The sequence below is a fragment of the Maribacter sp. R86514 genome, from assembly GCF_044597005.1.
In the GTDB taxonomy this organism is placed as follows: Bacteria; Bacteroidota; Bacteroidia; order Flavobacteriales; family Flavobacteriaceae; genus Maribacter.
Genome location: NZ_CP138999.1, coordinates 2,809,594 through 2,824,833, shown reverse-complemented (window position 1 = coordinate 2,824,833; position 15,240 = coordinate 2,809,594). Strand labels below are relative to the sequence as shown.

The following is a 15,240-nucleotide window of genomic DNA, read 5'->3' as shown; positions in this document are numbered from 1 at the left end:
ATATTAAGCGTGTATCAATAATACAAAATAAATTGCAAACGTTTGCGGTATCGTTTGCATAAGTATTTGATTATTTTTTTGTAATTATAATAGCATATTCGCATAATTTGGTCTCAAAATCAACGATTTGATAATTTTAAATCGACTCAACTTAAAAAATTCAAACATTATGAAGAAAATTATTTTTGCGGTAATCGGACTTCTTATCAGTGCAGGCTCCTTTGCACAGACCGATATTTCTGGAACCGTAACAGACAATTTAGGAGAACCAATTCCCGGTGCTAATATTTTAATTACAAATAGTACATCGGGTACAACATCAGATTTTGATGGTAATTTTTCTTTTTCAACAGACCTAACAGGTACTCAGGTTTTACGTGTATCATATATAGGGTTTACATCAGTTGACAAATCATTAGACTTAAACGGTACGGCACAAACTGTTAATGTTGTGTTACAAGAAGGTGGTCAGCAACTTGATGAAGTTGTATTAACAGCTTCTAGTACATTTCGTTCTCAAAAGCAGGCTCCTTTATCTATTAGCTCTGTGAAGATGAAAGAAATCACTAAGCTTTCTGCAAATAGTCAAGCAGATATTCTTAGAAGTGTACCGGGTATTACCGCTGAAGGTGGTGGTGGTGAAACTGCAAGTAACATATTCGTTAGAGGTTTGCCTTCTGGTGGTCAGTATGTGTTCAACCCTTTGCAGTACGACGGTATGCCTTTGATCAGTTCTTTCGGTCTTAACTCTTCTGCACATGATGTATATGCTAGACCAGATATAGGATTTAAAGGTGTTGAATTTGTTCGTGGTGGTGCAGCGGTATTATATGGTGCAGGTTCTGTTGCCGGTATTATTAACTACACCAGTAAAACGGGAGATACCAACCCGGGTAACATTATTAATATAGAAGTTGCCAACCAAGGTAGAATTAAAACCGATTTCTATTCTGGTGGTCAGTTGGGTGGTGAAGATTCTAATACCTACTATGCTTTTACAGGTTTTGTGCGTCATGATAGAGGTCCTATAGATGTAGGTTTACCTACAAAAGGTGTTCAATTTAGAGGTAACATCAAAAAGAAATTCGATAACGGATCTTTTACTTTAAGCGGACAGTTTATTGACGATAAGGCTCAGTTTTATCTTCCTATTCCTTTAAGTGGTGGTAGCAGAGAGCGTATAAACGGTAATGACGGTAACCCAGTTGAACAATTGCTATCTGGTGATTTAGCGAATACTTCATTCAATACACCTGGCGGAACATATAACAGTCCGATTGCTGATGGTGTTGCTACTACAGGTGGTTATATAATGGGTGATTTTAATTACAGATTTGAAGATGATCTTAAATTGACATCTAAAATTAAATATGCCAACTACAAGCACAATTTTGCACTTTATGTAGGTGGTAATGGTACTAACGGAAATCCTATCACATTAGATAATTATGTAGAAAGTATTGCTCCTGGTAATTTAGGGTATACCGCAGCTTACCAAAGTGGATCAGGCGCTCAAATTAACGGTAACGATTTGGTTATTGATAACCTTCATGTAGATCGTTTACGCCCCATGACAGATTACTCTGGCGAAATCAATTTGACAAAATCAATTGAAACAGCAAATGGTGGTAATCATAACATTACCGTAGGTTCTTATATAGCTCGTACAGAAGCAGAAGATGTTAACTATCAATATAGAGTGTTGACAGAGTTCAATAACAATCCGCAATTGGTAAACTTAAATTATACCGATGCTAGTGGCGATAATGTAGTGTATTCTCAAGGTGGATTATACAACCGTATAGGGCAAACTGCTAATAACTTTCTTTCTCAAAATAGATTAGCGTTATACGTTACCGATGAGATGATCTTGGATAAATGGCGTTTTGATGTTGGTTTCAGATGGGAACATACAGATGGTATCAACAGTCGCGGTGGTATTATGAGCGAAACGGTTTATGCTACTCCAGATATTACCACTGAACTTAGTGATGTGCAAACTGCAGATGGTACGTTCTTAAGAACAGAGGTTAACGCAAGTGCTTGGGCATTGTCTTTAGCTGGTTTGTATGAGTTAACTGAAACAACGAATTTATATGCTAACTTTTCTAAAGGATATTTCTTTCCGCAATTAAGAGGTTTTGCTCCGGTACCTGGTATTTCTGAAAGCCCGTACGATGCTGAAAATATTATACAATTTGAAGCGGGTGCCAAATTTGGAAACGAAAAATTTTCTGGTTCTGTTGCTGGTTATTATGTAGGTCTTAAAGATCGTATCTCTATTAGACAAGCCATTGTTGGTGGTCAGTTAATAGATGAAACAAGAGCAGAGCAAAATACAAGAACTATTGGTATTGAAGGAACTTGGGATTATAGTCTTGCCCAATATTTAAACCTTCGTGGTAATGTTACCTACCAAAATCATGAGATTACAAAAAATACCGATTTTGATTTGGTGAACGGTACGTCTACAGAAGCTAATGTTGGTAATGAATTGGCTAGACAACCAAACTTGTTAGGTGGTTTAGGCTTGTACTATGACAATGCTGCTTTCGATGCAAACTTCGGATTCAACTATACTGGTGCTAAGTTTACCGATGATACCAATAATATAGAATTAGATGCTATTACCATTGGCAGATTAGGTGCCGGTTACACATTCTCTAAAGAAGATAACAACAATTCGGTTCGTTTAGGGGTATCGGTCTTTAATTTATTTGATAGTGACGGAATTACAGAAGGGAACCCAAGAGCAGGTTCAGCAGGTCAAACGGAATCTCAATTCTTTGTAGGTAGACCAATTTTACCTAGAAGATTGTTCGTAACGGCTACTTTCAATTTCTAAAAAATTTGTGTTGTTAGTTTAAGTTTAAATGATGAGCACATTGGTGGTTGGAGAATTACCAATGTGTTTTTTTACTCGATAATCGAGATTTAATTGCTCCGACGCTTGAGTCGAAGTGATAATTATTTTTCAATTCAAAACCTAGTGGGGTGGCCCCAAGGTTATTTATGAGATAATATGAAGCAAGAATTATATAAAAAAGCAATTGCAGTATTAGATGCAAATTTTCAAGATGGAGGTTTTACCATACCAAGCGCAGGGCTATATCCTTTTCAATGGAAGTGGGATTCTGGGTTTATCGCTATCGGTTTTGCCCATTATGATGTTGAAAAGGCAAAAACCGAAATGAGAACATTGTTAGATTCTCAATGGGGTAACGGATTTATACCGCATATCGTTTTTCATACGGATAACGATTCATATTTTCCCGGTGCAGATTTTCATCAATCTGAATTGCACCCTTTGTCCTCTAAAAAATATAGGTCTACGGGTATGACGCAACCACCTGTTTCTGGTTTTGTGTTGCAAGAAATGCATCGTATTGCAGAAGATAAAGATGATATGTTGAGCTTTATCAAAGAAGAAATCGATAAGGTTTTTGACAATCACGTATATTTCTATGAGAATAGAGATCCCAAAGATGAAGGTTTGGTATACATCTATCACAACTGGGAATCTGGTACTGACAACTCACCTGTTTGGGATGATATTTGGGATACTATGAATCCGCCAGAATATAATTTCGTTAGAAAAGATACCACCCATGTAGATGCTTCTCAACGTCCTTCTAAAAGGGAGTATGATCACTACCTGTATATCATAGATATTGCTAAACAGAATAATTATGACGATGGTAAAATAGCGGAATTGTCTCCTTTTTTGGTACAAGATCCATTGTTCAATGCCATGCTAATTAAATCCAATCAAGCTTTAATTGAATTGTATGAATTAATTGGGGGTAATGAAGATAAGATTAAAACCTTAATAAAATGGCAATCTAAGAGTATCGCAAGTTTTAACGAGAAGTTATTTGATGTTGAACTCGGTGCCTACGTGCATTATGATCTAAGGAATGAAAAAGCTATTCGCCATATAACGTCTTCATCTTTTTCACCTTTGTTCGCAAATATTCCTTCGCCCGAAAGAGCCAATGTTTTGGTGAATACCATGATGGATAAATTTGGAGGAAACGATAGATACCTCTGTGCATCATTCGATCCAACGAACGATCGATTTAACCCAAGAAAATATTGGAGAGGTCCTGTTTGGATCAACATGAACTGGTTGCTTTTTCTTGGACTTAAAAACTATGGTTTTTCAAAAGTTGCAGAGCAAGTTAAAAACGATAGTATTGAACTGATTGAGAGATATGGGTTTTACGAATATTTTGACTGTAGAAAAGACACGGGCAGTGAAAACCCTACCGGATACGGAGGTAATAATTTCTCATGGAGCGCAGCTTTATATATTGATATGGTGAATACCGATTAAAACTGATGTGTTATGAATTATATTGATTACTTTTTAATTGTATTCTACCTATTCGGTATTGTTATGGTTGGCTTTTTAATCAAAAAAAATAGAAACTAAGGTATGAATTACGTTGACTATATCATTATTGTTGTTTATTTAGCAGGCTTTTTAGGGTTGGGCTTTATGTTCAAAGAGAACAACTCTGGTGGCGATTACTTTTTGGGTGGTCGTAAAACATCATGGCTACCGCTAAGCCTTTCGGCAATGGCAACGCAATTATCGGCTATAAGCTTTATTTCCGCACCTGCATTTGTAGGTCTTAAAGATGGTGGAGGCATGCAGTGGCTAACGTACGAGTTTGGCGTGCCCTTGGCAATGGCTTTTTTACTTATTGCAGTATTACCTACATTATATAAATCTGGCATTGTTAGCGTATATGAATATCTGGAGAAAAGATTTGACTCCTCTTCCCGTCTTTTGATAAGCTTTGTATTTCAAATTAGCAGATCGGTAGCCACAGGGGTTATGGTGTATACTATGGCTCTAATTCTACAGGCAACCATTGGACTGGATTTTTGGATTTCTATATTAATCATCGGTCTTATCACCATGGTATATTCATTTCAAGGCGGAATGAAAGCGGTTATCTGGGGAGATGTAATTCAGATGAGTATTCTATTTATAGGTATTATTATTTGTCTGTATTTTGGTTTTAGTGAGCTTGGTGGAGTAGATAATTTTCTAACTCATGTGGATACTGATAGAATTACAGCGGTAGACTTCAGTAAATGGGGCTTTAATAATGCCGATGGAAATGATGAATTTGGTTTTTGGCCCATGGTCATAGGCGGATTTTTTCTATATGCGTCCTACTACGGCACAGATCAAACCCAATCGCAACGATTGTTATCATCAAGTAGCATGTCTAACCTTAAAAAACTGATGATGGCAAACGGATTACTTCGTTTTCCGTTTACATTGACCTATTGTATTATGGGGCTTGTATTGGGTACATTATTACTACAAGATGTAACTTTTCAAGAACAGATGGAAACTGTTTATCAGGCAAATATTGGCTCTCTAGCGGGTAAGAAGGCAGATTTAATGGTGCCGGTTTTTATCATAAAATATTTACCTAACGGGGTAATAGGAATTTTGATCGTGGCTATTATGTCAGCAGCTATGTCTACATTAAGCTCAACGGTAAATTCACTTTCTGCAGTAACTATGGAAGACTTTGTTAAAAGGTTCAATCCAAATATGCCAGATAATAAATACATGACCTATTCTAAGCTCTTGTCCATATTTTGGGGGCTTGTATGCTTGTTCTTCGCCTTTTTTGCAGGTAATATAGAGGGTACGGTTATAGAGGTGATCAATAAGATAAGTTCGGTTTTCTACGGTCCAATTTTGGCAGCTTTTATTTTGGCTATCCTGACCAAGAAAACACATGCGCTTGGTGCAAATATTGGTATAGTGGCAGGTGTTTTGTTTAATGTTTATCTATGGTTGTATGTACCACAGATCTTTTGGTTCTGGTGGAATGCTCTCGGTTGTTTGGTAACTGTTTTGGTGGCACTTGCGGTTAGCTACACTGTTGAAAGAACGGTAAACGAAGGGCTAAAAGTAGAATACTATTCAGGTAAAAAAGAGGTAATGATATTGATTGCCTATTTTGTAGCTATTATAGCGTTCAGTGTTGCACTACCGAATATTTTAAATTAATCTTACAACGATGAAATTTGTAATAGCACCAGATAAGTTTAAAGGCTCCTTAACCGGTTTCGAATTTTGCGATGCCGTGGAAGAAGGACTCCGAATGGTGTTCAACGATGCCGAAATTTTGAAAAGACCTTTAGCAGATGGGGGAGATGGTACAATGGAAGTCGCTAAACATTATATAAAAGGAGAAAAGGTTGCAGTTACGGTAAAAGACCCCCTTTTTAGGCCTATCAGTGCTTCTTACTTATATTCTGATGAAACAAAAATCGCCTACATTGAAATGGCAGAAGCATCAGGATTAAAATTGCTTTCAGAAGATGAGCGAAATTGTATGGAAACCACAACTTCGGGTACAGGAGAATTGATTTATGATGCACTGGAAAAAGGTGCTATTGAAATTATTTTAGGTATTGGCGGTAGTGCTACCAACGATGGGGGTATGGGCATGGCAAATGCTTTGGGATATCGATTTTTAGATGGGGAAGGACAAGAATTGTCACCGGTAGGTAAAAATCTCTCTGAGGTTAAAACAATTGATGATTCCAATAAACACCCGCAGCTTGACAAGATAACCGTAAAAGTGGCATGTGATGTTACCAATCCTTTTTACGGGCTTCAAGGTGCCGCTTATATTTATGGTGCGCAAAAAGGTGCTTCTGAAAATGAGATTATATTTCTGAATCAAGGTCTATGTAATTTTGCCGAAATTATTGAGAATCGCTATGAAATCGATTTACAAAAAGTAAGTGGCGCCGGTGCAGCTGGCGGAGTAGGCGGTGGTGCTCTTGTTTTTCTAAATGGGGAGTTAATTTCAGGAAATAATCTAGTAAAAGAACTGGCAGATTTTGATAAGGTCATTGATGGTGCAGATTGGATCATTACTGGCGAAGGTCAATTAGACGAACAAACACTTTCCGGTAAAACAATAGATGGGGTCGTGAAATCTGCAAAACTTAAAAAAATTCCTATTGCCGCACTCTGCGGATCAGTCAGTATAACCGTGGTACAACAACAAAAATTCGGACTGGATTATGTAGCCTCAATTGTGAGAGGGGTTTCTACGTTGAATGAAGCCATAGAGCATAGTAAAGACAATCTGGTAAACGCTAGCTTTAATTTTGCTAGTCTATTAAAATGATAAGGCTACTTAAAATTTTATAACTCGAATAATTTTTTTAGCTAGCTAACCTAGCCTATTCCCACTCATAGACATTATTTTAATACTTAATTCATGTTTTATAAAAATAATTCACTTTGTAACTTCTATATACATTAAAATAGGAATTAATAAACATTGCGTTGAATTATAGAATTCTACATAGGGAAATAGAAAAATTTTCAATTCTGTAATTCTATATGATGTAATATTTTTATAGTTATATTTTTAAGTAAATTATTATTATTTTTAACGTAAATACGTGTTAAATTTAATAAGTTGAGTCAATATCCCAATAATCCGGAGTATCTGGAAAAGTATCACCAAATTTTTATAGAACAAGCCCCAACTGCCATTGCCATGTTAGATAAGAACATGATATACTTAGCAGTATCTAAATGTTGGTTAAAAGACTATAAACTTGAAGAACAAAATGTTATTGGTCAATGCCATTATGATGTTTTTCCAGAAATTGGCGATGACTGGAAAAAAGACCATCAAAATTGTTTAAAAGGTGAAATAAATGTTTGTGAGGAAGCCCCTTTTAAAAGAGCTGACGGTTCTTTACAGTGGATTTATTGGGATGTACGCCCATGGTATAATACGGAAGGTGAAGTAGGAGGGCTACTTATGCATACAGGGGATATTACAGAGCAGAAAGAACGAGAACTCGAAAAAAAGCGATTTGAAACTATTGTAAGTGACTGCAGTGAGATTGCACGCATTGGTACATGGGAAATCAATACTCATACAAATCAAATTCTTTGGAGTGATATGCTTTATGAAATTCATGATGTTTCTAAAGATTTTAACCCTAGTTTAGAAATTTTATTAGAATTAATCGAAGAAGAACAAAAAAGAGATTTTTTAGAAAAATGCATGCTCGATTTACTCGAAAAGGGTATAGAAATGAATGAGGAGTTCAAGATTAGGACTCCAAAAGGTAACCTTAAGTTTATTAAGACAATTGGAAAAGCAGAATATGTAGAGGGCTTGGTTACCAAGGTATTCGGTATTGTACAAGATATTACCGCAATTAAAGAATCTGAACGTAAACTTAGTAAAGCTAACAAAGAATTAGAAGCAATATTTAATTCAAAATCCATTGCTGTAATTACTACAGACAAAGATGGTGTTATCAACAGATTTAACAGTGGTGCAGAAAAATTACTTGGATATAGTGCCAAAGAAATGATCGGTTTAAAAAAACCAAATACATATTTACTTCAAGATGAATTAGATAAGTTTAGAGATGAAATAACCTTAAAATTCAAAGGCAATACTTTAGATAACGATTTTAATTATAGAAATGCGGACATTAATGATACTAGGCAATGGCAATTCAAAAAAAAGAATGGCGAAAAAATACCTGTATTGGCAACTATAACCGCTATTAATAATTCAAATTCAGAAAACGAGGGTTTTATTTCGGTTGCCACCAACATAACTAAAATTAAATCCATAAAAGATGAATTGAGAACAAAGAACGATTTGTTGAACCTTGCTGAGCGTATTAGTTTAATCGGTCATTGGAAATGGGATCCTATTAATGATATAGGTTCTTGGTCAGATAATTTGTATTCTATTTTTGATTATGATAAAGAGCCTATCAAAATAACGTTCAAGTTATATTTTGATATGATACTCGATGAGGATAAAGAAATGGTGTTGAAACATTTTGAAAATGCCAACGAAACAAAAATTTTCCAAAAATTAACGCATAGGGTAAAAACTTTCTCTGGAAATATAAAAACTATAGATATTTTGGCTAAAGTTTTTTGTAACGAAAAGGGCGAATTATTGGAAATGATAGGTACATGCCAAGACGTTACAGAAGCTAAAGAGGCAGAAAGAAAGCTAATTGCAGCTAAGGAAGATTTGGAAATTTTCACTCAAAAACTTTCTTTCCAAAATCAACAATTGGCAGATTTCACCCATATAACTTCTCATAATTTACGAGCTCCTGTTGCAAACCTAAACTCGCTTTTAGAAATTTACGAATATATCGAAGATGAAGAGGAGAAAAAAGAGATATTTGGTAAGTTCAGTAACGTAATAGATCACTTGACAACTACTTTGAACACTCTTGTAGAAGCCTTGAAAACCAAAGTTGGTGATGCCTCAGAGAATTTGACTGAAATTGATTTAAATTCTGTGCATACCCGAACCATACAGATATTGGGTGGCGAAATTTTAAAAAATAATGTCAATATCAAGGCAGATTTTTCAGTTGTTTCCAATATTATTTACAATCAAATTTATATTGAAAGCATTTTTCTTAATTTGATAGGTAATGCAATAAAATATAAATCTCAGGATAGAGTCCCCGAAATATCGATTACTTCTGAATATGCGAAAGGAAAAACTATTTTAAAATTCCAAGATAATGGTTTGGGTATTGACATGAAAAAGCACGGACACAAACTTTTTGGACTTAATAAGGTTTTTCACAGACATCCAGACGCTAAAGGCGTTGGGTTGTTTTTGACAAAGACCCAGGTAGAAGCTATGGGAGGTACTATAACTGCTAATAGCGAGGTCAATGTTGGAACAACTTTTACAATAATTTTATAATCAAACTTGCTATGAATAATGTTTTAAAAACCTGTATTGTCGATGATGACTTAATTTATAGGTATACCATGGTCAAAACACTTAAATCAACAAAATTGCCTATGGAAATCATGGCATTTTCAGATGGCGAAGAAGCTATAGATTTTATGCTTGACAATCTTGATCAAGACTCGGTATTTCCTGATGTAATTTTTCTTGACATTGATATGCCGGTAATGGACGGATTTCAGTTTATGGAAGAATATGTAAAAATTAAACCTAGGGTAGGTAAAAAGATTACGATTTATATGGTGTCATCTTCATTAGACCCTATAGATATCGAAAGAGCCAAAAATATAAGCGCTATATCAGATTATATTGTCAAACCTATTGGTTTGGGAAGATTAAAAGCCATTATAGAAGAATTGTTGGAAGAAAGAAAGAATTAAGCCCAGGGTAAGAACTGTATTTTATTTTTTAAGTTATCATTCATTTTAAACGGGTTAAGCTAAATGGCTTAATGACAGTAATTTTGAGTGAACCTAAAAAATAAGAAAATGTCTATACTAACAATTATTTTAAATATTTTATTACCACCATTAGCTGTATTTATGAAACACGGTGTTGGTACAACTTTATTAATAAGTATCGTATTAACTTTATTGGCTTGGTTACCAGGTGTGATCCACGCTTTTATTGTTAACTAAGAGCTTATAATCATAAATATGTCTTGCCTACTTTGTTTTGGCAGTGACATTTAAAAACCGAATTGCTATTAAAATTATGATAGTTGTTCGGTTTTTTCTTGATATAATATAATTGTAACGCTTTTTTTTCTCTTCCTATATTTCAGCCAGTTGTTAACACTTATTGTGAAGAGAGACTATAAATTCATTCAATTAAGTAATAAATTTGATACGTTAGTAACTACTTTTTCAATCGACTATTTAATTTTTAATGAATGGTTGAGGTAATTACTGATAAGTCCAACCCTAATTTATACGCTGAACAAATGATCAAGTATCTTAAAATAGTAATCGCTTTGGTGGTTTTAAACATTGTAAGTTGTAAAGAAACTTCAAAAAAAGATGAAGCCAGTTCAAAACAGAATTCTAAAGTAGAAAGCCAAGAATTAAGTGCAGAGGCTATAGTTCAAAACGCTATTGTTGCTCACGGTGGTGCCAAATATGATAAAGCAAACTATGAGTTTGTTTTTAGAGATAAAATATACATGTTCAATAATACTGATGGTGCTGCTTATCGTGTAAATTTTAAGGATAGTATTGGTAATAGAATTGAAGATAATTTAAACAATGGATCTTTTAGTAGAACTATTAATGATGAATTGGTAGACCTCTCTGAAAAAGACGTTTCAATTCATAGCAATGCTTTGAACTCGGTTATATATTTTGCAACACTGCCACATAAGTTAAACGATAAGGCGGTTCATAAAGAGCTTATTGGCGAAACGGTTATTAAAGGTGAAGATTATGATATCGTAAGAGTCACTTTTGGTAAAGAAGGCGGTGGTAAAGATCATGATGATATTTTTATGTACTGGGTACATAAACAATCTCATTTTATTGATTACTTAGCGTACAGTTATAGTACCAATAATGGCGGTGTTCGTTTTAGAAGCGCATATAATCAAAGAACTATTGATGGTATTCGTTTTCAAGATTACATCAATTGGGCAGCTCCTGTTGGTACTCCATTAAAAGATTTACCTACTATGTTCGAAAAGAACGAGCTGAAAGAACTTTCTAGAATTGAAACCGAAAATGTGCGTAATCTTAACGCGACTGAATTGATAGAATAATCTTCATTCTAGAACACAGTTTACTTATTGTATCTTTGAGAGATTGCGTTAAATTCAGTTTTAATAGTATAATCAAAAAACTCGTTATTTAATTAAACTCTGTTTTGTATGAAGGGTGAAACCTTGTTTAAAAATTTTAAGACCATTTCTGAAAAAGAATGGAAACAGAAAATTCAGTATGATTTAAAGGGAAAAGATTATAATGAAGAGGTTGTTTGGAATTCTCCTGAAGGAATAAAGGTAAAACCTTTTTATCATGCGGATGACTTAGAGAATGTAAAGGTGAAGACTTCTCAAATCTCATCATGGAATATTGGGCAAATGATATATGCCGGTAATGCCATAATGGCGAATGAGAAAGCGCTTAAAAGTATTCAAAAAGGCGCTGAAGCTATACGGTTTCTAATTCCGGATACAACCATTGATATTGCCGTAATTTTGAACAATATTGATTTTAATGTTGTAAAAGTATATCTACATATGCAATTTTTGTCTAAAGAATATATAGACAAAATACTTACTAAGGTTTCCCGATCAAAAAATGTACATCTTCAAATAGACCCAATAGGTAATTTGGCTAGGTCAGGTAATTGGTACGATACAATGTCTACAGATATCGATTTGGTTGGGGGTTTAATTTCCAATGATTTTGAAAATTTACTTTGCGTTGATGTTTCGCTTTATGAAAATGCTGGAGCGGATATGGTTCAACAATTAGCATATGCCATGTCTCATGCTAATGAATACTTGAATATATTAGAAGAGAAAGACTCCCTCTATAAATTAAAAAATATAGATTTTAAGGTAGCGGTCGGGGGTAATTACTTTTTTGAAATTGCAAAGCTTAAAGCATTGCGTAACCTTTGGGAAGTTTTATCAAATGCTTATGAAATTTCCATTCCGTGCCATATAACAACAGAGCCAAGCAAGCGTAACAAGACTATTTATGATTATAACGTAAATATGTTGAGAACTACTACAGAATGTATGTCTGCAGTTTTAGGAGGGGCGGATACGGTGTTCAATTTAAATTATAATGCCGTTTATAAAAAGGATAATGAATTTGCCGATCGAATAGCTTTAAACCAGCTTATTTTGTTGAAAGAAGAAAGTTATTTTGATAAGGTAGAAAATCCTTCAGAGGGTAGTTATTATATTGAAACCATAACCAGTCAATTGGCAGAAAAAGCATTGATTTTATTCAAATCGATTGAAAAAGATGGCGGATTCTTAAAACAATTAAAGAATCATACCATTCAGAATAGAATTGCTGATGGTGCACGTAAACAACAAGAAAAGTTCAATGAAAAAAAGATTGTTCTGGTAGGTACGAATGTATTTCTAAACGAAGAGGATAAAATGAATCAGGAGTTAGAATTATATCCATTTGTAAAAAAGAATCCAAGGAAAACACTGATTACACCTATTATAGTAAAACGATTGGCAGAAGAACTTGAGCAAAACCGTTTGTCACATGAGTAGAAGAGACTTACAACATATTAATTTAGCTAATTCGGTATCGCTTAGCAAAGAGGAAAAAAGTAATAATAGAGAATCTGACGACGCTCCGTTTATTACTGCGGAATCTATTCCGTTGAAAAAAAGCTATACAAAAGAGGATATCAATGATATTGAGCATCTAAATTTTGCAGCAGGTATACCACCGTTTCTACGCGGTCCTTATTCAACAATGTATGTGTTGAGACCGTGGACTATTAGACAGTATGCAGGATTTTCAACTGCTAAAGAAAGCAACGAATTTTACAGAAAGAATTTAAAAGCAGGGCAGAAAGGTTTGTCCGTTGCTTTTGATTTACCTACGCACAGAGGTTATGATAGTGATCATGAACGTGTGGTTGGTGATGTTGGTAAGGCAGGCGTTGCCATAGATACCGTTGAAGATATGAAAGTACTCTTTGACGGTATTCCTTTAAATGAAATGTCGGTTTCTATGACTATGAACGGTGCAGTACTTCCTATCATGGCATTTTATATAGTTGCGGCAGAAGAACAAGGTGTACCGTTAGATAAGTTATCTGGAACCATACAGAATGATATTCTTAAGGAATTTATGGTGCGTAATACCTATATCTATCCGCCAAAACCTTCTATGCAACTGGTAGCGGATATTTTTGAGTACACGAGTAAACATATGCCTAAGTTCAATAGTATAAGTATTTCAGGATATCATATGCACGAAGCCGGTGCGCCTGCACATTTAGAATTGGCGTATACATTATCTGACGGCTTGGAATATATTAGAACGGGCATAAAAGCGGGATTACAAATTGATGATTTTGCACCGCGACTTTCCTTTTTCTGGGGCATAGGGATGAACCACTTTATGGAGATTGCCAAAATGCGTGCTGCAAGAATGTTATGGGCTAAAGTGGTGAAAGAATTTAATCCACAGAACGAGAAATCGTTAATGTTGAGAACACATTGCCAAACTAGCGGATGGAGCCTTACAGAACAGGATCCGTTCAATAATGTAGCAAGAACTACTATAGAGGCTGCTGCTGCCGTATTTGGAGGTACACAGAGTTTGCATACCAATGCATTAGATGAGGCTATAGCGCTGCCTACAGATTTCTCTGCGCGTATTGCTAGGGAAACACAGATATACCTGCAACAAGAAACCAACATGACCAAAACTGTAGATCCGTGGGCAGGTAGTTATTATGTAGAGAAACTAACGCATGATTTGGTGCATAAAGCTTGGGAGTTGATGCAAGAGGTGGAGAATCTTGGGGGAATGACAAAGGCTATTGAAACCGGTATCCCAAAAACTAGAATTGAAGAAGCCGCCGCTAGAAAACAGGCAAGAATAGATAGTCAGCAAGATGTAATTGTAGGCGTCAATAAATATCAATTGAGTGAAGAAGATGAACTTCAGATCTTAGAGGTCGATAATAAAGAAGTGCGCAGGCAGCAATTAAAACGACTAAAAGAAGTAAAAGCAAATAGAAATACAGCTGTAGTTGTCCAAAAACTGAAAGAACTTACCATTGCTGCTAAAAATAAATTGGACGATAGCGATTCGGAAGAAAATTTACTAGCTTTAGCAGTAGACGCGGCAAGAGAGAGAGCAACTTTAGGAGAAATTAGTAGTGCTTTAGAAGAAGCATTTGGCAGACATAAAGCAATTATAAATTCATTTACAGGGGTGTATTCAAGAGAAATTAAAGAAGATAGTAGTTTTAAGAAAGCACAGGAACTCGCAGATCAATTTGCAGAGCAAGACGGGCGTAGACCACGTATTATGGTTGCCAAAATGGGACAAGATGGTCATGATCGTGGAGCTAAGGTTATTGCTACAGGTTATGCTGATCTAGGGTTTGATGTTGATATAGGTCCGCTTTTTCAAACGCCAAAGGAAACAGCTAAGCAGGCAGTAGAAAATGACGTCCATATTTTAGGCATTTCATCTTTAGCTGGCGGACATAAAACCTTGGTACCTGAAGTAGTTAAAGAACTTAAAAGCTACGGTCGTGAAGATATTATGGTCATTGTTGGCGGAGTAATACCGAAACAAGATTATGATTTTCTAAAGGAAGCTGGCGCAACTGCTGTATTCGGTCCGGGAACAAAGATCAGTGATGCGGCGATTCACTTGTTGGAAATACTTTTAGAATAAATTGAGAATACGATAAACTAAAAATGCCCGAGCAA

10 protein-coding genes are annotated in these 15,240 nt (G+C 35.2%); all 10 read left to right on the top strand.

The window, feature by feature from the left end:
• Positions 1 to 169 precede the first annotated feature (169 nt).
• The 10 genes from SJY30_RS12325 to scpA all read left to right on the top strand — a co-directional run bounded on the left by SJY30_RS12325 (position 170) and on the right by scpA (position 15,205).
• Complete coding sequence (locus tag SJY30_RS12325; protein WP_396632476.1) at positions 170 to 2,845, top strand: TonB-dependent receptor domain-containing protein; 2,676 nt, start codon at positions 170 to 172, stop codon at positions 2,843 to 2,845.
• A 177-nt stretch (positions 2,846 to 3,022) separates the two neighbouring features.
• On the top strand, positions 3,023 to 4,336 hold the full coding sequence (locus SJY30_RS12320) for an MGH1-like glycoside hydrolase domain-containing protein (RefSeq protein ID WP_396632475.1): 1,314 nt from the start codon (positions 3,023 to 3,025) through the stop codon (positions 4,334 to 4,336).
• A gap of 102 nt (positions 4,337 to 4,438) precedes the next feature.
• Positions 4,439 to 6,043, top strand: a complete 1,605-nt coding sequence (locus tag SJY30_RS12315; RefSeq protein WP_396632474.1) for a sodium:solute symporter — start codon at positions 4,439 to 4,441, stop codon at positions 6,041 to 6,043.
• 10 nt (positions 6,044 to 6,053) lie between these two features.
• Complete coding sequence (locus tag SJY30_RS12310) at positions 6,054 to 7,178, top strand: glycerate kinase (RefSeq protein ID WP_396632473.1); 1,125 nt, start codon at positions 6,054 to 6,056, stop codon at positions 7,176 to 7,178.
• 297 nt (positions 7,179 to 7,475) lie between these two features.
• A complete protein-coding gene (locus SJY30_RS12305) occupies positions 7,476 to 9,770 on the top strand; it encodes a PAS domain S-box protein (RefSeq protein ID WP_396632472.1) in 2,295 nt (764 codons plus the stop codon).
• A gap of 11 nt (positions 9,771 to 9,781) precedes the next feature.
• Positions 9,782 to 10,198 (top strand): response regulator, encoded by a 417-nt coding sequence (locus SJY30_RS12300; RefSeq protein WP_396632471.1) that lies wholly within the window; start codon positions 9,782 to 9,784, stop codon positions 10,196 to 10,198.
• A gap of 108 nt (positions 10,199 to 10,306) precedes the next feature.
• A complete protein-coding gene (locus SJY30_RS12295) occupies positions 10,307 to 10,456 on the top strand; it encodes a YqaE/Pmp3 family membrane protein (RefSeq protein WP_396632470.1) in 150 nt (49 codons plus the stop codon).
• A gap of 254 nt (positions 10,457 to 10,710) precedes the next feature.
• Positions 10,711 to 11,568 carry a DUF6503 family protein gene (locus SJY30_RS12290; RefSeq protein WP_396632469.1) on the top strand — a complete coding sequence of 286 codons (858 nt, stop codon included), beginning with the start codon at positions 10,711 to 10,713 and terminating at the stop codon, positions 11,566 to 11,568.
• 108 nt (positions 11,569 to 11,676) lie between these two features.
• Complete coding sequence (locus SJY30_RS12285) at positions 11,677 to 13,050, top strand: methylmalonyl-CoA mutase subunit beta (protein WP_396632468.1); 1,374 nt, start codon at positions 11,677 to 11,679, stop codon at positions 13,048 to 13,050.
• Positions 13,043 to 15,205: a methylmalonyl-CoA mutase gene (gene scpA / locus SJY30_RS12280; protein ID WP_396632467.1), complete on the top strand. Its 2,163-nt coding sequence runs from the start codon at positions 13,043 to 13,045 to the stop codon at positions 15,203 to 15,205. The genes SJY30_RS12285 and scpA overlap by 8 nt, the downstream gene beginning before the upstream one ends.
• Positions 15,206 to 15,240: the final 35 nt, after the last annotated feature.